Here is a 22,781-nt window from a genome sequence, read left to right as displayed (position 1 = left end):
TTACTATTTTTCTTAATGATAAAGATTGGTTACAAAAATACAAGTAATAGATCAGGTGATTTGTAGTTATTTGCTTCTGAAAAATCATGAAAATAAATACCGCTACAGGCATCTCTAATACTCAGCACGCTGAATAAAAGGAGCAATCATGGCTACATCAATAAATGCTTCCAGATTTTCTGACCTTCCCTGAATTTGCCATGTTGCAAAAACATGATTGCCATCCCGAATTTGTTTTACGAGTCTTATTTTTAAGTGATGTTCCTTCATCAGCACCTCACACTTCTTTAACATATTATCCGACATAGTACCTTTGGCAATAAATGTCCTTGTTTGGTGAAATAAATCGATACGTCTTTCTAAAAAAGAGAGTACAACCAGAACAAAAAGAATCATTAAGCTGGCGCAACCCGCAGGAAAGTAATATCCTCCGCCTATTCCCATACCCACAGCTGCTACAGCCCAAATACTTGCTGCAGTGGTGATTCCGTTAACGCGGTTATCACCTCTAAAAATAACACCTGCTCCCAGGAATCCAATACCGGTTACAATATTGGAGGCAATACGATCCGGATTTCCCGGAGAACCAATTAACTCCGACATAAGAGTAAAAAAGCAAGCTCCAAAAGAGATTAATATAGTAGTTCTAAATCCTGCCGATTTACCTCTATATTCTCGCTCTGCGCCTACAAGTCCGCCCCAAAGGATTGCTAATCCCAACCGCATGAGTATTTCTAAATCAAAATCCATATTTTTTACATTTTATACTATCTCAAATTTACACATTTATTCTTTTTTTACAAATGAACTGCCAATAGTAAGCGCTTTATCAAATTTAATTTTAAATCTATAGCGTAAAAAACAACGCAACAGCTGCTGCACCCATAATGAAAAAGGTTGCCCATAATAAGGTCTTGGATAACCAACCACTTTTAAATTCACCCATAATTTTGTCACTTGCCGCAATCTTAACAATTAGAAATAATAAAGGAACAGCAGCTATGCCATTTATAACAGCAGTATAAACCAATGCTTTTACCGGATCGATACCTACAAAATTTATAATTAACCCTATGAGCGTAGAGATGATAATTATACCATAAAAGCCATGCGCTTTTCTTATATTGATATTTAGACTGGCATTCCAGTTAAAAGCTTCGGCAACAGCATAGGCCGCAGAACCCGATAGTACAGGAACTGCCAGCATACCAAGCCCAATAATACCTACCGAGAAAATTAATTTAGCCAGATAACCAGAGTCTGGAAAAGAATGTACGAGAGGTTCTAGCGCTTTTGCAGCATCTGCCGCAGTCTGTATATCGGTTACGCCATTATTATGCAAAACCGTTCCGGCAACTAAAAGAATACACCAGGTCGTAAATTCTGAAATAATCATTCCGATGTTATTATCTTTACGCATCGCGTGTATATGTGGCCAGCCAATTCTTGGTTTTCCGTTTCTCATCATCCCTTTGGCATTTACTTCTTCTACTTCCTGAGAAGCCTGCCAGAAAAACATATAAGGAGTAATTGTTGTTCCAAATACTCCCGTAATAATAAAAAGAAAATCAAAAGTAAACTCAAAGTGTGGCACTACAGACGCCTTTAATACTGTTGCCCACGGTTGATCTATAATAAATGCTGTAATAGGATAGGCAAGCAATGTAAGAGCAAGCCATTTTAATATCCTGGAATAAACCCTGTAATTAGTAAAAATCTCCAGTACTAAGATAACCGTTGTAAAAATTAAAGTGAGTACAACAAAATGAATCGGAATTAACAGTTGTGCCGCGGCTGCCATAGCACCAATATCGGCACCAATATTAATAGTATTTGCAACGACAACAAGCCCTACCACACCATAGAGCACTTTGCTACTATAATGTTCCTTGATTACTCCTGCTATCCCTTTACCTGTTACCAACCCTATTCTTGCACAAGCCTCCTGAACAGCTGTCATGAAAGGAAGCATGTATAATGCAGTCCATAATTGCCCGTAGCCAAACTGTGCTCCTGTTTGAGAATATGTTGCAATACCCGAAGGATCATCATCTGCAGCCCCGGTAGTTAATCCAGGCCCCAAAAGACTAAAAAATTTCCTAATCTTCCTTTTCCGATACTTTGAATTGTGTTTTACTGGCATGGAAATAAATCTTTTTTACTTCTTTAAAGATAACAATAGTATGTAGTATCTTAATAAAAGAATTTTATTTTTTTCAAATTATTGAATTGTATTAGTGCTGTACTTTATAATTTACCACTAAATAAACCAAGTAATATATCTATTTACTTTGCGCACAGCCAATCGAATCCCTCATTCTTCATGTTTTTGTAAAACCTATTTGTTACCTCATCAAATAGATTACAGTATTTATTAACCAATAAATTTAAAAACAGGTAAAAATACGTATTGCCGCTATAGCATCTTTCTATAATTTAGCACAGCTATTTGTACTGATTATCAGTTATTTATAACGATTCTAATCTAAGTAAATCAACAAATAATTTATCATTAAGAACTTATAGGCTAAAGAAAAATTAACAAAAAACGTTTAACCCTTTAATCCCCCAAATCAATCTTATGGAACCTATCTCCACTTCTAAACTCTTTTTAGAAGCTTCTGCAGTATTCACTGGTTTTAGTAAAACAGAGCTCAAAGCCACCGGGATGCTACAAAGCTATCACAACACCATCTTGAAGAATACCAATAAAGAAGATATCGATTACTTCTTTATCGACCTGAACCAGTTACTCACTGATCCTAAACAAGATGCCAAAAGTATCAAACATATTTTGACTACTCAGTTTATGCCTATTTCTGCTTACGGTTCTCTTGCCCAAAACATGATTATTCTTTGGTATACCGGGAACTGGGGAAATGATGTAATCTCATCGGCTTCCTATATACAAGGATTGATGTGGGATACAATACATGCTCACCCTCCAGGAGCCAAACAACCCGGTTATGGTTCATGGTCAGATCTCCCTCTTTCGGTTAAACAATCAACAGTAAAAAGTTCTCCAAATGGAAAATAATAATAATAATTATGATGTCGTAATTGTTGGCTCAGGTATTGCCGGGTCAATAGTAGCAAAATTGCTTACCAATGCAGGAAAAAAAGTATTGATGCTAGAAGCAGGACTTGCCGCCGGAATAGCTATGGATCAGGAAGCCAATTACAAAAATTATCAGGACTATCTTAGTACCTTTTATAATGCTTCTGCAAAAGTTCCTAACTCCCCTTATCCCAATATAAAAGATGCTCCATCTATAGATGTTCTTGATATAAAAAAGACTCCATCTACAGAAGGATATCTAGTGCAAATGGGACCAATAGCTTTTGCCAGTGATTGTACACGTGCACCGGGTGGTACAACCTTGCACTGGTTAGGTACAACGCTCCGAATGCTTCCGAACGATTTTAAAATGAAATCTAAATATGGAGTAGCAGTAGACTGGCCTATTAAGTATGAAGATATGAATCGTTACTATGAAATGGCCGAAAATGAAATTGGCGTTTCCGGAAATGTTAAGGATCAAAACTATCCTATCGAACAGAAAAGCGTTTTCAATAAAGACTATGTATACCCAATGAAAGTTATACCAATAAGTTATCTGGATAAGGTAATGACTGATATAATAGACAAAAATAGCAAAATCATACTTAATGATAAAGCCTATAAACTGTATTGCATTAGCACACCGCAAGGTCGAAACTCTATTCCAAATTATGATTATGATATTAATGGAGTCGCTTGGAATCCGGGTACAAAAAAACTTGATATAACCCGAAACAGGTTCAAAGAAGGTTACAATCCTGTGGGGTCAAACTGGGATCCTTATACAGGGCAACGTTGCGAAGGTAATGCAAGCTGTGTACCTATATGTCCTGTACAGGCCAAGTACAATGCATTAAAAACACTCAGAAAGTGTGATATGGGAAATCTCTCTGTAAAAACACAAGCAGTAGCTTCAAAATTGTTAATAAATGAAACTTCGAACTGGATAAATGGCGTTGAATATAAAACCTATATAAAGGGTAGTTCACCAGAGTACGAAACACATACAGCCAAAGCTACAATATATGTAATGGCTGCCAGTGCTATCGAAAACGCCAAATTACTTCTTGCCTCCGGAGCTGCCAATAGTAGCGATCAGGTAGGTCGTAACCTAATGGATCACATGACAGTACTAAGATGGGGACTTGCAAAAGAACCTCTTTATCCGTATCGAGGTCCAGGCTCTACTACCAATATTCCCACTTTCCGTGATGGAGAATTCCGTAAAGACCATGCCGCATGGATATTACCACTTGATAACTGGGGATGGGCATGGCCTACATTTTCTCCCGGATCGGATGTTACTACTGCTGTTAGTGAAGGAATATTCGGAAAAGAACTACGTGACAGAATAGAAAATCGCGTTACCCGACAGTTCTTCACCCACTTTGAATGTGAACAAACTCCCGATCCCAACAATCGTGTAACTATCAACCCGGAATACAAAGATAATATTGGGAATTATAGACCTGTAATACATTACAATGCTACCGAATATATGCTGAAAGCTTTTGAAGCATCCGGAGTCGTTTCCGAGCAATTTTTCGATCAATGTGGTATAGAAGATTTTACAGAGTATAATCCTCAAGACCCTGACTATGTAACTTATAAAGGTAAAGGATACAGTTTTGCAGGTGCAGGACATATTGTGGGAACACACCGCATGGGATTTAATAAACAAGACTCAGTAGTAGATTCTGATATGCGCACCTGGGATCATGAGAACCTTTTCCTAGTAGGCTGCGGCAATATGCCCACACTAGGAACCTCGAATCCTACCCTTACAATGTCTGCCCTGACTTTTAAAGCTGCCGAAGCTATTCTTAAACAACTTGAACAATAATTATATCATGGAAAATAATTTCTTTCAAAAAAATAATCCAAACCGTCAGAAACTAATCAAGCCTCTTACAGATTTGGACACCCCTCAGGAAATAGCAAATTCAATTGCTCTGGATTCTCTAACTGATTCGGACATACCCCAGGAAATCGCAAATTCAATTGCTCTGGAAGGTAACATTCCACAACTTAAAGACCTCCCTCTTCAGTTTAAAATGTCTCAGAAAGATGTAAAAAACTATATCAAGGATCTAAAACATCTACAAGCATGCCTGAGAACTGCATTACAACTGGAACTTTCTACAATACCGCCTTATTTATGCGGGCTGTATACTATTAAAGACGGTAGTAACGTCGAGGCAGCAGCACTAATACGAAGTGTAGTTGTTGAGGAAATGTTGCACATGGTACTTGTATCCAATATTCTTAATGCAATCACAGATCCTAAAAGTATAAAAAAAGGTGAAAAACTATTTAATGTAAAAGACATTATTCCTAACTATCCAACCTTTTTGCCGGGAGATATTCATCCAGAAGTTCCCCCTGGAGCACCACCTTTTAAAGTACACCTGCTGAAATTTTCAAAAGAAGCATTAGAGGAATTTTCTACAATCGAAAGACCATCAGATCCAAATGCTCCAATTACTAAAACTTTTGATAGTATTGGACAATTTTATGAAGCTATTCGATATGGTTTACTACGCATAAACAAAAAAACTCCTGGAGGAATATTTAAAGGAGATCCAAAACGCCAGATAACCCCAGAGCACTATTATGGAAGTGGTGGTAAAATTACAAAAGTGACTAATTATGAAGAAGCCGAAGAAGCAATTGGCGAAATCGTTGGTCAGGGTGAAGGCATTGACGGGACAATTGTTACAGATCATGTCATGTTTGGAGAAAATATAGAGTATGCTCATTATTTTAAATTTCAGGAAATAAGTTATGGTCGTATGTATAGTGCTAATGACACTAATTTCCAGATGCCGGTAAGAAGTGTACCTACAGGTCGTCCATTTACAGTAAGCTGGTCATCGGTTTACAATATGAAAGCAAATCCTAAAATGAAAGATTATAAAAATAATCCCGAGCTATTGCAAAAAGCAATCGAATTCAACAAAGTATATGTAACGCTTCTCAATAATATAAATGATGCAGTAAGCGGTGATCCTGATTTGCTAATAAAAGGTATTGCAGTGATGTATGATCTTAAATACAAAGCTATCGAATTATTAAATATCCCATTAGGCAATGGAGAATGCGCAGGTCCAACATTTGAATATGTAGAACTATAGTTTTTCTTAAATAACGGGTTGGGTATATCATAAAATTTATTTAGCACATAGAAACATAGTTTTCACCAAGTAAAAAAGAATGCAAAAAAGAAATATTTTTTCTTTCACATAGCTACCCCTATATGCATTCTAAATAAGTGAAACGTCTTTTTTTTTAAGTACAAATTCTATGTTTCTATGTGTTAAAATAATTATGCCTTACAAGTTAAAATAGCGTTTTAATTCATCTATAAACTAAATATAACGCATTATGTATTATCCCCTAATCGCAAAATGGACCATCTTGCCCGGAAATGAAGTAAAAGCTACCGGAGTTTTAAAAAAACTTGCCCAAGATGTAAATGAAAAAGAACCCGGAACATTACTATATATGGTACATGTTCCCAATTTCGAAGAAAAAAGTCTACCCACTCCACCTACAGGAGAAGTCTTATTCTGGGAAATTTATCAAAATCACGAAGCCTTTTTGGCACACATAAACGGACCAATATTTCAAGACTTTGTAAAAACAAATGGAGCCTTATTCTTAAGCGATTTTAGCACTCCACCACAGGTTTTTATGATAACCGAAGTATTAACCCAAATTGAGGGATTTAGTCGAAAAGCTATGTAAGCTCCGTAACTATTTCTTTTTTAAATATAAATCATAATTAATTTTAAGACAAAATCACAATGGCAAATAATTCAAATAATCCGTTAGCTAATTTAAATCTTTCAGGTCTAGACAAGCTAGAAACAAAAACAGTCAATAAAGGGTTTAATGCTAAATTTAAAGCAGCATCTTTCGAAGCTCCGGTTAATCTGGGCGTATTAGAAACGCTCGCAGGTACATGGGTAGGTCCGGGATTTAACCTGATCGAAGTACCCAATATGAATCAGGCAAAACCAGGTCCTCCACCTCCGGATAAATTTAAACTGATATTAAATTCAACCGCAGAAACCTTCACCTTCTCCTCTATTGGTGGTGATATTATTAACCGTGGTAACGCACAGCAGGATATCGCATTTATGGGATTGCATTATTTACAGCAAGTAGACGATGTTAATCTTCCTAGCGGGCAAAATGGTATTCATTTGGAAACGGGACTATTCCTAAATCTTCCCGATGGCACAGATCCCGCCGTACAACCTAGTATAGCAAGACTTGGCTCGATACCTCATGGTGATTCTATTTTGGCTCAAGGCACATTTTTTACCGTAAAGGGCGGTCCACAATTTGATGTAGCAGACCCTACTCCCTTTTTTATTGTTAATGGGAAAAGACAAAATGATGACAGCCCTACCTATTTATCACAGTTAACCAATGCTGTTCCTCCTCCGGGAATCCCAAAGGAAGTCATTATGAACCCTAATATCATGTTGGAAAATGCCATAAAAGGGCAAAATATAATCCAGACAGTAGTAATTTTTCTGGATGCAAATCCTGTTGATGGCGTAGCAACTCCCGGGGCTACAGCTCCTGTTGGTGGTATTACAAATATTCCTTTTGTAAATGTTAATGCCAATGCCAATAGTCTCTCGGCTATCTTTTGGATCGAAACAGTACAAAATCCCGACGGAACTACTTTCCTGCAATTGCAATATACACAAACTGTAATTCTTGATTTTCCTGTTTTTGATGCCAATGGAAACCCTGTTGATATAAAATGGCCCCACATATCCGTAGCTACACTTCGCCTTCAGGAAACTGAATAAATAGCTGCAATTGATACCAATTATCATTAAAAAAAACCTACTAATAAAGTTATATGGAAAAGATTAAAAATTCACCTAAGCTGATGCATAGTACTTACTTCAACCTGGGTACAAGTAATACTCCAGAAATAATAGGGCTCTATATGGCTAAAGCCAGAGAATGCCTTTCTGAATCCGAAGGAATGATATCCTTTTGGATAGGTACCAGAGCTCAGGATATGGTTAGACCAGAAAATGATCTTAAGTATGATATTGCCATGCATCAGCTCTTTAAAGACAAAGCATCCTTTGATTTATACAATACAAATGACACAACACACAGTGACTTTGTAGTATATGTAAATAAATTGGTGCCGGGTGCTACAAGACGCGTAATGGATGCTTATGTCACCAACCTGATTATTGGTGGCAATCTTTCTGAGGCACAGCATATTGGTTTTGATGGAAACTTTCCGCAAAGCCTGTTTCATGATTTATACTTTTCTCTCACAGACAAATCTGAGAAAAATATAAAAAATTTCACCGATATCTGTTTAAAATATCTATCTGGACACCCTGGTATACAACAATTTTCTACGGGTGGTCTTACGGATATAAATAGGGATGTTTCTGTAAGAAATTTTGATGTAGCAGTTTCTATCATTTACGAAAGTAAAAAAGCGTATGATACTTATTTAAAAAGTAAAAAACATGATGAGTTTTTTCCAGCAACTGCCGGGATGATCGAGAATACCTATATTTTCGATTCTTACCTTAAATACGAGTCCAAAGTATATTCTCTTACCAGATTTTAAACAAGTCGTACAACCAAAAAAACTATAATCATGATAGAAAAAGCAATTCAGGAACTAACTCGTGAGTTAAGCGGTTATATATTACAACCGGGAGATTCCGACTACGAAGAAGCCATACATATAGATAACGGACGTATCCAATTCAGGCCTCGCCTGATTATTTTTCCGGCCGTAGTAGAAGACGTAAAACTAGGACTCAAATTTGCCATTGCCCACAACCTTCCTTTTTCTATAAAAGGAGGTGGTCATAGCGCTGCAGGATATTGCCTAAATGAAGGTGGCGTAGTAATAGCAATGAAAAACTTAAACAGAATCACCTTTAACCACAAAAAAGAAACAGTTACAGCCGAAATGGGAGTAATCTGGTACGATGTTTATAAATTTATGCAAGCCACCAATACAGGTTTAATCCCTGTAGGCGGCGGTTGTCCTACTGTTGCTCCCCCTGGATTTATGCTTGGCGGAGGATACAGTTTTGTTTCTCGCTCCTACGGAATGAGCATTGACAATCTCGAGAGTTTAAAAATTGTTACACCCGATGGAGAACTTAGGCACATAGGTATAAACAGTAAATCTGCCGAAGATATCGATCTTTTTTGGGCATGCTGCGGTGGTGGCGGTGGAAATTTTGGCATTGTTGTAGAAATGGAAATGAGAGTACGAAAACCACACAGCAAAAAAATGCTCGTAGGACAAATTCGTTATCCGCTGGAAATGGCACAAGATGTACTTGGCTACTACAATGAATGGGTCGAGACCGTTCCGGATGCAATGGCTGTTTATGGCTTTATGGGAAATCAAAAAGACCTTATCGATAAAACCACCAATGTAAAAGTATTGGGCTTAACCCCTGTTTTTAATGGTGATTGTGAAGAAGGTATCGATTTATTACAAGGATTACTAAAGTTGAAACCGATCAATGCCGATCTTTATAATATGACACTACCCGATTGGGAATTTTTTAACGGTTACACAACAAGAGTTGCCGGAAGAAGTTCCTACATCCGTTCTACAATTCTTCCTAAAGGAGGAATGAACAACAAAGTAGCCAAAGTTATTATTGATTCCATGACTAATGCTCCCTCTCCAGACAGTTTTGCCGTATGGACTCATGCCGGAGGTGCTATCGAAAATGTCGCATCAGATGCTACGTCTTATGTACACAGGGATTGTCGTTTTGTTCCAGAGATCAAAGCAATATGGGATTTGGATAAACCCGGAGATACACTTAAAAATGTAGAATGGGCTTACGAATTTTTCGAAAGATTATCCGATGCTGGAAATGCTACTGGTGCTTATGTAAATTACATCGATCCTTTGCAACATAACTGGGCAAAGAAATATTATGGTGATAATTACAAACGCCTGCTGGATATCAAGAAAAAAGTAGATCCTAACAATTACTTTAGTTTCCAACAAAGTGTAGGTTCCCCTTTTAACCCAACAAAAGAACTTACAGATATTAGTCCGATAAACAGGACTAGACTATAACATTCTACATAAGTTTAGGTCCCTGTAATTGTCCCCCCAGTGCAGTCAGGGACTTAAATAAATAGCTAAGAAATAATATCAAACTCATTTAAATACATGCTACAATGAAACCTACAGAAGTAATTAAACTATTGAATCTACAATTAAATGATGTCGAAGGAGGCTATTTTGCCAATACCTATCCTTTACCTCCAACAGACAATCCGCCTTGTAGCGCTATCTATTATTTCCTGGATGATACCAGATGTTCTATAATGCACAAAGTAACCAGTGATATGCTCTATCATTTTTATGAAGGCCATCCTGTAGAAATGCTGCTTTTATATCCAAAAGGTTATAATCCCAGTTCCGAAGTCTATACTTTTAGTAATGACCTTGCCAAAGGGGGAAAACCTATGAAAGTAATCCCGGGAGGAACATGGCTGGGTTCCAGAGTTAAAAGTAAAGATTCATGGAGTTTAATGGGAGTTTCGATGGCTCCTCCTTTTAACCCCAAAGAGTATTTTCTAGGAGATCGCGATACATTAATAAAAGAATATCCTGAACACAAAAAACTGATTACAGACCTGACCAATCCTTAAAAAATTCAAGTTTTTTTATTTCTGCAAAAAAATATTATTTAAGGATATCAAAATTTGAATAATAAGAAATAAGCGTAACTATTTAAATCAATTAAGAAGATATTTTATTCTAGAAATGGGACGTATGGATATTAAAAAAAGAGATTTTTTTAATATCTTTACTATATTATGGAAATAGGTATAGATAGTTTTGCTTCGGCAATGTACGGAGACAACAATACGTTAAGTAGTGTAGATGCAATGCAACAATTGCTGGAAAGAATTGAGCTCGCCGATCAGGTTGGGCTTGATGTATTTGGGATAGGCGAACACCACAAAAAAGAGTTTTTAGACTCTGCCACAGCTGTAATACTAAGTGCCGCTGCTGCCAGGACTAATACTATAAGATTAACAAGTGCTGTAAGTGTTTTAAGTGCTGCCGATCCTGTTCGCGTGTATCAAAGCTTTGCCACTTTGGATTTAATATCCAAAGGAAGAGCCGAGATTGTTGTAGGACGTGGATCTTCTATCGAAGCTTATCCACTCTTCGGGTTTAATCTCAATGATTACGACCAATTATTTAAAGAGAAATTGGAGTTATTACTACAAATTCGAGATAATGAGTTTGTAACCTGGTCAGGGAAATTTCGTCCTGCAATTAATAATCTCCCTGTTTATCCACGATCCATACAAGAAAAATTACCAATCTGGCTTGGCGTTGGCGGAACTCCAGAGTCTTTTATACGAGCAGGAACACTTGGTTTACCTTTAATGGTAGCTGTTATTGGCGGACAAACACATCGTTTCCGTCCCTTAATAGATCTGTATCGTGAAGCCGGTGCGGCTGCAGGACATCAACCCGAAAAACTAAAAGTAGGTTTACATTCTCCAGGATATGTTTCAGGGACCAATGAAAAAGCAATTGCCGAATATTATCCGGGATATGCTGAGCTTTGGACTAAACTAGGAAAAGAACGTGGTTGGCCACCAGTGACAAAAACACAATTTGATAGCCTTATTGACACCAAAGGCGTTTTGGTAGTAGGGAATCCAGAACAGGTTGCCGAGAAAATTTTGCGTCATAGCGAGTCCCTTGGAGGTATTTCCAGATTTACTTTCCAAATGGATAATGCAGGTCTTACACATGCACAACTAATGAGCTCAATAGAATTTATAGGACAAAAAGTTATCCCACTTGTTAAAAAAAATCTCCCTTTTCACTAGGAATCCGAATCAAAAAGTAATTTTATAAGTACATAACATATTCGAATAGTTGCACTTAAAAATAAATAATGATTTTAACAGCAAATAATTTAGAACTAACGAACAAAATTTTACTTTTGCGCTTTAATTTAATAAAGCATTATCATGAACGACTTATTCGCCAAAATCGCAACAGAATTCGAAACATTCAAAAATGAATATGAATCACTAATGGAAAAAGGTGTGAAAGCAGCTGGACCAAGAGCTCGTAAATCTACTTTAGAGTTAGAGAAATTATTAAAAGAATTTAGAAAAGTTTCTGTAGAAGAATCTAAAAAATAATTTATTCTTTATAATAAAGCCCTATAGAATTCTATAGGGCTTTGTTTTTATAATTATATCTCTAGAATTGCAATATTCCGAGAAGTAGAATATATCTTTTTGGCAGATAATTTAGAGTGATCTTCAATAATAGCATCAGGCGCTTTATCTTTCAGGAATTGAATTCCAATATCACGTGAAGGTCTATCTTCAAACATTTTGCTTATTCCTATAATTTTTCCGTTAAAAGCCTTCAAATTAAAGTAAACCGTATTATTTGAAGCTGTTTTACGAAAAAACTTTGTGTCATCCTGAGAGTTACTCTTTACAGATTCAATCCCTTTTACACACATAAACTTCCTTGTATACCCACTACTGGTGAGAATTATATTTCCTTTTTTATCAATAAAATTGAATTGAAATTCATCATTTGTATTTTTTGTAATTACAAATTTTTCCATTTTTTAAAATAATTATTTATAGTATTATATCAATCGTATCTAGTCGTTAAATGTAATTTTAAATGTAGTACCCACTCCTACTTTACTATCTACAGCAACGGTTGCATTCATAGATTCTATTTGGTTCTTTGTAATATATAACCCAATACCATGCGCCTCTTCGTGTTTATGGAACGTTTTGTACATCCCAAATAATAAATGCCCATGTTTTTTTAAATCAATCCCCAAACCATTATCAGTTATAGTGAATACTTTTTTGCCATTTTCTAAGAAAAAATTAAACTCAATTATTAAAGTTCGCTCAGGATCAGCATATTTAATGGCATTAGTGCAAAAATTTAATAGGACACTCTCCAGATAAGCTGGATTAAAATTAATAGTTGCGTCCTTAGGAATATTATTTATAATTGTACCAAACTTTCTATGATCATAAGCACTAATTATATCCAGTACTTTCTTTAAACATTTTTTTAAATTTAAAGGAGCAACAATAATATTTACATTGTTCTGTATGTTGACTATTTGCGATAAATCGGCAATTGTTTTATTCAAATCGTTAGAGACAGTACGCAAATACTTAAAAGCATCGCTGTCCTCCATATTACTTTTAGTATCGGAATCTATCATATCCAAAAGCAACTTTAAATTCCCTGCATGAGAATTTAAATTATGAGCCACGATATGAGAGAAATTCAATAATTGGCTATTCTTTTCACCATACAATTTCATCGTATTCACCAACTCCATCTCCTTTTCCTTATGTGATGTGATATCAGTATGAGTTCCTATTACTCTTAATGGTTTCCCTCTTAAATCACGTTCGATCACTTTTCCTCTATCCAAAATCCATTTGTATTTCCCACTGGAAGTTATCACACGATGGCAATTCTCGTAAAAGGGTGTTTTATTGGCAAAATGCTCATTAATAGCATCATAATACCCACCTAAATCATCTGGATGTACAATTTCATCCCAACGTTCCGGCTTATCAAAAGTATCGTCGGATTTTATTTCAAGAATTTTTAACGATTGAGAAGAATAAAAAACAACATTAGTTTTCATATTCCAATCCCAAACACCTGTATTTGAAGCTTCCAAAGCAAATTGAAAACGTTCTCCTAAAATTTTTAGTTTCAATTCATGAGTCTTTAAATCTGCTGTATCCAAAATTTTACCATAAAAAACCGTGCTCCTATCCTCAATAAATTTTGAGTGAAAATTACTTCCAGCTTTATAACTATTCTTTTTATAAAAATCCAATACCATCATACTCTTCCTTATTAAACCTATTAACACTAAACTAAATGACTGAACATCAAAAAGATATTCAAAAAAAACTACCTTTTATTTACTTAAGACAGAATCTAAAGAATAAATTAAAAGGTATTTGAAACATTAAAAATTGCAATTATATTTTTATGTTCATTACAAAGATACCAGCAATAAAATCAATACTTTATAGAACAACGCACTACTTAATCTAGAACTAGTACTACAAGATATTGATCCATTTTCGACTTGATTTTCATCAAAAAAAAAAGCAGAGATATAATATCTCCGCTTTTTTAAATATCATCCGTCATTTTTTAACTTCTCTTACTTTTAGAAAAACCTATTTTGTAGATTATTTAATTTGTAAAAATTCAACTTTTTTCTCCAAATCATTGAGCCTTTCATACAAATCGACATTCTCATAATTTAGTTTATTTTTATTGCCCTTATTCAGTAAAAGCCAATCAAGACTTATTTTTAATTTTTCAGATAATTTAATTATAAAATCAATTTTAGGTATAGTCCCATTTCGATAATTTCTAATATTTGCCTCACTCGTATTCATTGCTTTTGCAAATTTAGAATTGTTACCCGAATAATATTCAATAGCAATTTCGTTGATTTTTAAGGTAATATCTTCCATACATATTCAAATTTAAACACTATCTTAAACACAATAAATTTATAAGATTTTTCATATAACAAAAAGCCAAATATATACAATAAAATCTTTTTAAAAGAAACTTTTCCTGTTAAATTAAAATTCTGTACATAAAAAAACTCCAATTTTTCATTGGAGTTTTTCATATCTATAGAGATATATAGTAGTACATATCTTACTATTTATCTATTATCCTTTTCTTCTCTTACGCTCCGTTTTTAAAAGCTCTAATTCTCTGTTAGTTTGTCCTGCAACCGAAGTGTTCTCTTCCGCTCGACGGATAAGGTAAGGCATAACATCTTTTACAGGTCCAAATGGTAAATATTTAGCAACATTATATCCATTTTCCGCAAGGTTATAACTAATATTATCACTCATTCCGTATAACTGACCAAAATAGATTCTGTGATCATTATTTTTTATACCTCTCTCCTTCATCATTCCCATCAAAGTATAAGAACTATTCTCATTGTGTGTTCCTGCAAAAATAGACATCGTATCTAAATGGTCTAACATATATAAAACTGCTGCATCATAATTAATATCAGTAGCTTCTTTAGAAACACAAATTGGAGAAACATAGTTTTTCTCTTCTGCTCTTTTAATTTCTTTCTCCATATAAGCACCACGAACCAGTTTCATACCTATGAAAAAACCTTCTGTTTTTGCTTGTTCATGCAATTTTTTTAAATAATCCAAACGATCCCAACGGTACATTTGTAATGTATTAAATATAATTGTTTTTTCTTTGTTGTATTTGCGCATCATATCGGTAACCAAATCATCGGCTGCATCTTGCATCCAACTTTCTTCACCATCAATAAGTAAAGCTACATCGTTTTTATGAGCCTCATTACATACAATATCAAAACGCTCCACTACTCTATTCCACTCTGCTTGTTCTGCTGGTGTTAAAGTTTGTTTCTCTCCTAATTTTTCATATAATTCAAAACGACCTAAACCCGTTGGTTTAAAAACTGCAAACGGAATTGCTTCACGCTCTTTGGCAAACTCAATTGTTTTTAATGTCATTTTTAAAGCAGCATCAAATTGCTCTTCTTCTTCTTTTCCTTCTACCGAATAATCCAATACTGAACAAACACCTTTGGTGTACATTTTGTCAACAACAGAAATACAATCGTTCTCATTTACACCACCACAAAAATGGTCGAAAACAGTGGCACGAATTAATTTTTCAACTGGTAAATTTGCTTTCAAAGCAAAGTTTGTAACCGCTGTTCCAATACGAACTAAAGGCTGATTGGCAATCATTTTAAAAAGAAAATAAGCTCGTTCAAGTTCTGTATCACTTTTTAACGAAAATGCAACTTGTGTGTTATTGAATATTTTTTCCATTATTAGGGATTTTTTTGTGCAAATATAGACAGAGTTTGAATATTATTTAGTTAAAAATGCCTTATTTTGCGCTTTCAATTAACCATAGAAGACATGCAATCAATTCACGCCAATAATTATCCTATTCATTTTAACCAAAATGCATACGAAGCTTTAAATAATCATTTAAAGGAAAATAAGTATTCAAATTTGTTCATTGTTGTTGATACTGATACAAATGAATATTGTTTACCTAAATTTTTACCTTTATTAGAAACCGATCTTACAATAGAAATTATCGAGTTTGAATCGGGAGAAATCAATAAAAACATTGAAACTTGTATCGAAATATGGAAGGTTTTAACAGAACTTGGTGCCGATAGAAAAACATTGATTATCAACCTTGGTGGTGGTGTTGTTACCGATTTAGGTGGTTTCGTAGCTTCTACATTTAAACGTGGAGTTGATTTTATACATATACCAACTACTTTATTATCGATGGTCGATGCATCTGTAGGAGGAAAAAATGGTGTAGATTTAGGTAATTTAAAAAACCAAATCGGTGTTATTAATGTGCCAAAAATGGTATTAATAGATACACAATATCTTGAAACTTTATCCCAAAGCGAAATGCGTTCCGGTCTAGCCGAAATGTTGAAACACGGGTTAATATATGATGCAGCCTATTGGGAGAAGTTTTTGGATCTAAAAGCAATAGACTTTGCCGATCTTGACGAATTAATCTATCGCTCGGTCGAAATAAAAAATGAAATTGTAATGCAGGATCCTACCGAAAAACATATTCGTAAAGCATTGAATTTCGGACATACATTAGGTCACGCTATCGAAAGTTACTTTTTGGAAAATGAAAACAAGAAAACATTACTACACGGTGAAGCAATTGCTATTGGTATGATTCTTGAAAGTTACATTTCATTGCATAAAAACCTGCTTACAAAAGAGGAGTATGCACAGATAAAATCGGCTATAAAATCAATTTATGATGACGTAATTATAGAAGAGAATGATATCGAGCCAATATTAGAATTACTTATTCATGATAAAAAAAATGAGTATGGTTTAATACAGTTCGCACTAATAGAAGGAATCGGGAAAATAAAAATCAATCAATCGGTTGAAAATGAATTAATTCTTGAGGCCTTTCAAGATTACAAATCTTAACGTTTTTTTTAATAAAAAAGCTTTGCTTTACGTATATAATATTTTTTACATTTGCAGCGTGAAAAAAAATCAAAAACAGAAACAATTCAGTTCGTTCAAGAAGCTGGTCAATACTTCATTTTTGAGGATATTGAACCGTTTTTACAATATAAAAGGAAACTTTTGTTTTGATATCTTCCAATGTACAAAAGCGGAGCACGAGAAACTACAAATCGTGTTTGCAAATATTCGGGTTTGAATTTTAGATTATTTTATTGTTTACCACTAATTTAATTTAAAATACTCATATCCACAATGAATACAAAATATTCTGATTTAATAAATCAAACATATTACTTTCCTCAAGAGGAATTTACTTTAAACAAAGACAACCTTCAATTCCACAACATCGATTTGATGAAATTGGTAGAAAAATATGGTACGCCATTAAAATTTACTTATTTGCCTCAAATTTCTAATAATATCAACAAAGCAAAAAGTTGGTTTAGAAAATCGATGGAAAAAAATAAATACGAAGCAAAATACTATTACTGCTATTGTACTAAAAGTTCGCATTTTGAGTTTATCATGAATGAAGCTTTCAAAAACAATATCCATATAGAAACTTCTTCGGCCTTTGATATCAATATCGCTGAGAATTTATTGGAAAATGGTAAAATCAACAAAAACACTCACATTATATGTAACGGTTTCAAGAGAGACCAATATGTTACTAATATTGCGAGACTTATAAATAATGGTCATAAAAACACCATTCCGATCATTGATAATTTTGAAGAACTTGATTTGCTTCAAGCAGAAATAAAAGGAAAATTCAAAATCGGAATCCGTATTGCTGCCGAAGAAGAACCAAAATTTGAGTTCTATACTTCGAGATTAGGAATTGGATACAAAAACATTGTCCCTTTTTACAAAAAAGAGATTAAGGAAAATAAAAATCTGGAACTAAAAATGTTGCACTTTTTTATTAATACCGGTATCAATGACAATGCCTATTACTGGAATGAATTAGTAAAATGTATCAAAGTATATGTAGCTTTAAAAAAGGAATGTCCTTCTCTTGATGGCTTGAACATTGGAGGTGGATTCCCTATTAAAAATTCATTGGCTTTTGAATACGATTACCAATATATGATTGACGAAATTATCAATCAAATAAAAATTGCCTGTGATGAAGCAGAAGTAGATGTACCAAATATTTTTACCGAATTTGGTTCGTTTACTGTAGGAGAAAGTGGTGGAGCTATTTACCAGATCTTATACCAAAAACAACAAAATGACAGAGAAAAATGGAACATGATCGATTCGTCTTTCATAACCACTTTACCTGACACTTGGGCAATCAACAAACGATTTATTATGCTTGCCGTAAACCGGTGGAATGATACTTATGAGCGGGTTCTATTAGGCGGTCTGACTTGTGATAGTGACGATTATTACAATTCTGAACAAAATATGAATGCCATTTATTTACCAAAATATAGTAAAGAAAAACCTTTATATATTGGTTTCTTCAATACAGGAGCTTATCAGGAAACAATAGGAGGTTATGGAGGATTACATCACTGTTTAATACCACAACCAAAACATATTTTGATCGATAGAGACGAAAATGGATTTTTGGCAACCGAAGTCTTTTCGGAAGAACAAACATCAGATGAAGTATTGAAGATCCTGGGGTACAATAAAAAACAATAAAAAAAATCGCAAATTGTACTAATTATTTATAAAATTTATTAATTTGCATAACAATCTTTAAAGGTTTTAAATCCTTTAAATTCAAAAAAAAAAAAGAAAGAAAATGAAAGGACCAATTAGTCAGTTTATTGAAAAACATTATTTACACTTTAACTCTGCATCTTTAGTTGATGCTGCAAAAGCATACGAACAACAATTGGCAAATGGAGCCAAAATGATGGTAAGTATGGCTGGAGCAATGAGTACTGCCGAAATTGGAAAGATTTTTGCTGAAATAATCCGTCAGGATAAAGTTCAGATCATTTCATGTACAGGAGCAAATCTTGAAGAAGATATCATGAATCTAGTAGCACACTCTCACTACGAAAGAGTGCCTAACTATCGTGATTTAACTCCAGAAGATGAATGGGCTTTATTAGAAAGAGGATTAAACAGAGTTACAGATACTTGTATTCCTGAGCATGAAGCATTCCGTCGTTTACAAAAACATATCTACAAAATATGGAAAGATGCAGATGATAAAGGAGAGCGTTATTTTCCACATGAATTCATGTACAAAATGTTACTTTCTGGTGTATTGGAAGAATATTATGAAATTGACTTAAAAGATAGCTGGATGTATGCTGCAGCAGAGAAAAATTTACCTATTATTGTACCAGGATGGGAAGATAGTACAATGGGGAATATTTTTGCTTCATACGTAATCAAAGGTGACTTAAAAGCATCTACGATGAAATCTGGAATCGAATATATGGTTTTCTTATCAGATTGGTACCCTAAAAATAGCACTAACGGAATTGGATTTTTCCAAATTGGTGGTGGTATTGCTGGAGATTTCCCAATTTGTGTTGTACCAATGTTGTATCAGGATATGGAAATGCATGATATTCCGTTTTGGAGCTATTTCTGCCAAATTTCAGATTCAACAACCAGTTATGGTTCATATTCTGGAGCTGTACCTAATGAAAAAATTACTTGGGGTAAATTAGATATTAAAACTCCAAAATTTATTATAGAGTCAGACGCTACCATTGTAGCACCGTTAATTTTTGCATATTTATTAGATTTATAGAATAACTTTATGAAAAGAGTAATAGTTGATTACGCTAAACTTACTAATGAAATTTTAAACTTACTAGTTGAGAAATTTCCTGACGGTTATGATGATTCGGATGTTATCCGTTTTAGAAACGCTAAAAACGAATTGATAGAAGCTGTAGAAGTACGTACAGAAGACACTATATATTTAGTGAAAATTAGTACCAAACTTGCTGATAGAATTGAAAATTACGATGAAGATGACGAAATCGATGCTGACGTTGATACAATCGAGCCAATAAAAGGTCTTGATTTAGACGATGAAGCAGACGATGAAGACGATGAAGATGAAAATTTAGACAAGCCGGATCTTGACGGAGACGATGAAGATGAAGACCGTGATAAAGACATCGCCGATGAGGATGATGACGAAGATGATGAAGATTAATTAATCTGAAACATATCAAAATAAAAAAGGAACTCGTACATGAGTTCCTTTTTTATTTAGTAAATTACCTACAAAAATAAAAGTCGATGACGTCAGAGATATTACATGCCGGACTAAAAGAGAATTTTGGATTCGAAAAATTCAGACCCAATCAGGAAGATATCATTAATACTATACTTTCTGGACAGGATACATTAGCAATAATGCCAACTGGTGGTGGAAAATCGATATGTTTTCAACTGCCTGCATTATTATTACCCGGAATTACGGTTGTGATTTCGCCTCTTATTGCTTTAATGAAAGATCAAGTCGATAGCTTAAAAGCCAATGGAATTGCTGCCTGTTTTATAAATAGTAGTCAAACAGAGCAAGAACAGCAATTTTATATGGATAGCTTAAAAACCAATATCATAAAATTAGTTTATATAGCGCCCGAAAGTTTATCCTATCTTGATGTTCTTTTTAATCAACTTACAGTTAGCCTTATAGCGATAGACGAAGCACATTGTATTTCGGCTTGGGGTCATGATTTCCGTCCGGCTTACACAAACTTAGGATATTTAAAAAAACGGTTCCCCACTACTCCAATCTTAGCATTAACAGCAACTGCAGATAAAGCAACAAGAACAGATATAACAAAACAATTAAATTTAAGCAACCCAAAAACTGTTGTTGCCTCATTTGATAGAAAAAATTTAAGCCTGGAAGTACGCCCTGCTCTGGACAGAGTAAAGCAAATAATAGATTTTATCGAAACCAAACCCGATGAATCTGGAATTGTTTATTGCTTAAGCAGAAAAACAACCGAAGAACTAGCCGGAAAATTACAAAAGAAAGGAATTAATGCCAAAGCATATCACGCTGGTCTTGATAGTAAACTGCGCTCTAGAACTCAGGATGATTTTATAAATGATGATTGTCAAGTGGTTTGCGCAACAATTGCATTCGGAATGGGGATTGATAAATCGAATGTTCGTTGGGTAATTCATTACAATTTGCCTAAAAATATCGAAGGATATTATCAGGAAATTGGAAGAGCGGGTCGCGATGGATTACCATCAGAAACAATTTTATTCGAAAGTTACAGCGATGTTATTCAATTACAAAAATTTGCTTCTGAAGGTTTAAACGCCGAAGTACAGCTTGCAAAATTAGAACGAATGAAACAATATGCGGATGCTCTGAGCTGTCGCAGAAAAATATTACTGTCTTATTTTGGCGAATTAGTAACCGAAAATTGCGGAAATTGTGATATTTGCAAAAATCCCCCAAGATTTTTTGACGGAACCGTCATTGCACAAAAAGCATTATCGGCTATTACCCGATTGCAAGAAAAAGAAACGCTACCTGTAATTGTAGATTTTCTTAAAGGTTCTAAAAATGCTCACATATACGAACATGAATATCAGAATTTAAAAACCTACGGAATTGGTGCCGATATTTCCTGGTATGATTGGAATCAATATTTAATCCAGTTAATAAATTTAGGCTATTGCGAAATTGCATTTCATCAGCATAACAAAATTTTATTGACTCCTTTTGCAAAAAAAGTTTTGTTCGAAGGTGAAAAAGTAAAGCTTACAACTGTTGTTAAGAAAACAATTGAAAAAACCGAAATACAAGAAAAAGCCACTAAGACAAAACCAAATTCTCTATTTGAAATCCTTCGCCAATTACGATACAAAATATCAAAAGAAGAGGAAGTGCCTGCTTATGTAATTTTTAGTGATGCCGTTTTAAAACAAATGGAAACATTACGCCCGATGAGTGATGAGGAGCTTATTGCAATTGATGGAGTCGGAAAAGCCAAGCTGGAAAAATACGGTTCGGATTTTATCAATGCCATAATTGAATTTCATAAAAACAAAAACACTCCTAAAGTAAAAGTAAAAAAAGAAAGTAGCACCTACAAAGTTACCTTGGAATTATTCCAGGAAGGAATCACAATAGAAGCTATTGCCGCAAAAAGAAAACTAGGAATTTCGACAATTGCATCACACTTAGCCAAGCTATATGTCGACGGTCATGACATTGATTTATCCGATTATGTTTCTGATGCTGAAATTTTCAAGATAAAAGATGCTCAAAAGAAACTTGAAAATCCAGAAACACTAAAAGCTTACTATGATTACTTTGAAGAACAAATATCTTATGACAAAATTCGCTTAGGACTTGCTGTTATTGAGAAGAATTATTAAAAAATATTATAATTTAGTAAAGTCCATATCATGTGTATTCTTTCAAGAGACTGTCTTCCTGAGGCGGAGTCGAAGGATACAAGCTGCTCACGTATCAATAAAAAAGCCAAATTGCAATTGTCCTTCGGCTCCGCCTCAGCAGGACAAAATCGAAATTTTAATCACAAAATCTTTTAAAAACTAAGATAATCCTTAGCCCTGATAGGAACGGCATCCTTTTTATTTTTCC

The 22,781-nt window shown here is 34.5% G+C and carries 21 protein-coding genes; 15 read left to right on the top strand and 6 right to left on the bottom strand.

Annotated elements, in window-relative coordinates:
- Nucleotides 1-114 precede the first annotated feature (114 nt).
- Entirely contained in the window at nucleotides 115-750 is a 636-nt protein-coding gene (locus tag OIU83_RS11245) for an MgtC/SapB family protein (RefSeq protein WP_264206353.1), read from the bottom strand.
- A 97-nt stretch (nucleotides 751-847) separates the two neighbouring features.
- Nucleotides 848-2,143 carry an NRAMP family divalent metal transporter gene (locus tag OIU83_RS11240; protein WP_264206352.1) on the bottom strand — a complete coding sequence of 432 codons (1,296 nt, stop codon included), beginning with the start codon at nucleotides 2,141-2,143 and terminating at the stop codon, nucleotides 848-850.
- A 438-nt stretch (nucleotides 2,144-2,581) separates the two neighbouring features.
- On the opposite strand from OIU83_RS11240, the gene OIU83_RS11235 reads away from it, so the two are divergent.
- From OIU83_RS11235 to OIU83_RS11190, 10 genes are all read left to right on the top strand, one after another.
- Entirely contained in the window at nucleotides 2,582-3,037 is a 456-nt protein-coding gene (locus tag OIU83_RS11235) for a hypothetical protein (RefSeq protein WP_264206351.1), read from the top strand.
- Entirely contained in the window at nucleotides 3,027-4,904 is a 1,878-nt protein-coding gene (locus tag OIU83_RS11230) for a GMC family oxidoreductase (RefSeq protein ID WP_264206350.1), read from the top strand. The genes OIU83_RS11235 and OIU83_RS11230 overlap by 11 nt, the downstream gene beginning before the upstream one ends.
- A 7-nt stretch (nucleotides 4,905-4,911) precedes the next feature.
- Nucleotides 4,912-6,195, top strand: coding sequence for a ferritin-like domain-containing protein (locus tag OIU83_RS11225; RefSeq protein ID WP_264206349.1), 1,284 nt, complete (start codon nucleotides 4,912-4,914; stop codon nucleotides 6,193-6,195).
- 250 nt (nucleotides 6,196-6,445) lie between these two features.
- The gene (locus OIU83_RS11220; protein WP_264206348.1) at nucleotides 6,446-6,808 is read left to right on the top strand and encodes a putative quinol monooxygenase; all 363 of its coding nucleotides are present in this window, start codon (nucleotides 6,446-6,448) and stop codon (nucleotides 6,806-6,808) included.
- Nucleotides 6,809-6,867: 59 nt separating this feature from the next.
- Nucleotides 6,868-7,890: a heme-binding protein gene (locus OIU83_RS11215; protein WP_264206347.1), complete on the top strand. Its 1,023-nt coding sequence runs from the start codon at nucleotides 6,868-6,870 to the stop codon at nucleotides 7,888-7,890.
- 53 nt (nucleotides 7,891-7,943) lie between these two features.
- Nucleotides 7,944-8,684, top strand: a complete 741-nt coding sequence (locus OIU83_RS11210) for a Dabb family protein (protein ID WP_264206346.1) — start codon at nucleotides 7,944-7,946, stop codon at nucleotides 8,682-8,684.
- Between the two features lie 30 nt (nucleotides 8,685-8,714).
- Entirely contained in the window at nucleotides 8,715-10,175 is a 1,461-nt protein-coding gene (locus tag OIU83_RS11205) for an FAD-binding oxidoreductase (RefSeq protein ID WP_264206345.1), read from the top strand.
- Between the two features lie 104 nt (nucleotides 10,176-10,279).
- On the top strand, nucleotides 10,280-10,756 hold the full coding sequence (locus OIU83_RS11200) for a cupin domain-containing protein (protein ID WP_264206344.1): 477 nt from the start codon (nucleotides 10,280-10,282) through the stop codon (nucleotides 10,754-10,756).
- Between the two features lie 168 nt (nucleotides 10,757-10,924).
- A complete protein-coding gene (locus OIU83_RS11195) occupies nucleotides 10,925-11,959 on the top strand; it encodes an LLM class flavin-dependent oxidoreductase (RefSeq protein WP_264206343.1) in 1,035 nt (344 codons plus the stop codon).
- 144 nt (nucleotides 11,960-12,103) lie between these two features.
- The gene (locus OIU83_RS11190; protein ID WP_264206342.1) at nucleotides 12,104-12,280 is read left to right on the top strand and encodes a histone H1; all 177 of its coding nucleotides are present in this window, start codon (nucleotides 12,104-12,106) and stop codon (nucleotides 12,278-12,280) included.
- A gap of 53 nt (nucleotides 12,281-12,333) precedes the next feature.
- Here the strand turns inward: OIU83_RS11190 and OIU83_RS11185 are convergent, their stop codons facing one another.
- From OIU83_RS11185 to OIU83_RS11170, 4 genes are all read right to left on the bottom strand, one after another.
- Complete coding sequence (locus OIU83_RS11185; protein WP_264206341.1) at nucleotides 12,334-12,720, bottom strand: YegP family protein; 387 nt, start codon at nucleotides 12,718-12,720, stop codon at nucleotides 12,334-12,336.
- Between the two features lie 39 nt (nucleotides 12,721-12,759).
- Entirely contained in the window at nucleotides 12,760-13,989 is a 1,230-nt protein-coding gene (locus OIU83_RS11180) for a sensor histidine kinase (RefSeq protein WP_264206340.1), read from the bottom strand.
- Between the two features lie 355 nt (nucleotides 13,990-14,344).
- The gene (locus OIU83_RS11175) at nucleotides 14,345-14,635 is read right to left on the bottom strand and encodes a helix-turn-helix domain-containing protein (RefSeq protein ID WP_264206339.1); all 291 of its coding nucleotides are present in this window, start codon (nucleotides 14,633-14,635) and stop codon (nucleotides 14,345-14,347) included.
- A gap of 207 nt (nucleotides 14,636-14,842) precedes the next feature.
- The gene (locus OIU83_RS11170) at nucleotides 14,843-16,009 is read right to left on the bottom strand and encodes a proline dehydrogenase family protein (RefSeq protein ID WP_264206338.1); all 1,167 of its coding nucleotides are present in this window, start codon (nucleotides 16,007-16,009) and stop codon (nucleotides 14,843-14,845) included.
- A gap of 93 nt (nucleotides 16,010-16,102) precedes the next feature.
- Between OIU83_RS11170 and aroB the strand changes: the two genes are divergently transcribed.
- The 5 genes from aroB (at nucleotide 16,103) to recQ (ending at nucleotide 22,552) form a co-directional block, all read left to right on the top strand.
- Nucleotides 16,103-17,170 (top strand): 3-dehydroquinate synthase, encoded by a 1,068-nt coding sequence (gene aroB, locus OIU83_RS11165; protein ID WP_264206337.1) that lies wholly within the window; start codon nucleotides 16,103-16,105, stop codon nucleotides 17,168-17,170.
- Between the two features lie 294 nt (nucleotides 17,171-17,464).
- Nucleotides 17,465-18,868 carry a type III PLP-dependent enzyme domain-containing protein gene (locus OIU83_RS11160; protein ID WP_264206336.1) on the top strand — a complete coding sequence of 468 codons (1,404 nt, stop codon included), beginning with the start codon at nucleotides 17,465-17,467 and terminating at the stop codon, nucleotides 18,866-18,868.
- Nucleotides 18,869-18,971: 103 nt separating this feature from the next.
- The gene (locus OIU83_RS11155) at nucleotides 18,972-19,940 is read left to right on the top strand and encodes a deoxyhypusine synthase family protein (protein WP_065450200.1); all 969 of its coding nucleotides are present in this window, start codon (nucleotides 18,972-18,974) and stop codon (nucleotides 19,938-19,940) included.
- Between the two features lie 9 nt (nucleotides 19,941-19,949).
- Nucleotides 19,950-20,354, top strand: a complete 405-nt coding sequence (locus tag OIU83_RS11150; protein WP_264206335.1) for a DNA primase — start codon at nucleotides 19,950-19,952, stop codon at nucleotides 20,352-20,354.
- A gap of 86 nt (nucleotides 20,355-20,440) precedes the next feature.
- Nucleotides 20,441-22,552: a DNA helicase RecQ gene (recQ, locus tag OIU83_RS11145; RefSeq protein WP_264206334.1), complete on the top strand. Its 2,112-nt coding sequence runs from the start codon at nucleotides 20,441-20,443 to the stop codon at nucleotides 22,550-22,552.
- Nucleotides 22,553-22,781 lie beyond the last annotated feature (229 nt).

The sequence above is a fragment of the Flavobacterium shii genome (genome assembly GCF_025847235.1).
GTDB classification, from domain to species: Bacteria; Bacteroidota; Bacteroidia; order Flavobacteriales; family Flavobacteriaceae; genus Flavobacterium; species Flavobacterium shii.
This window is presented reverse-complemented; position numbering and strand designations above follow the sequence as displayed.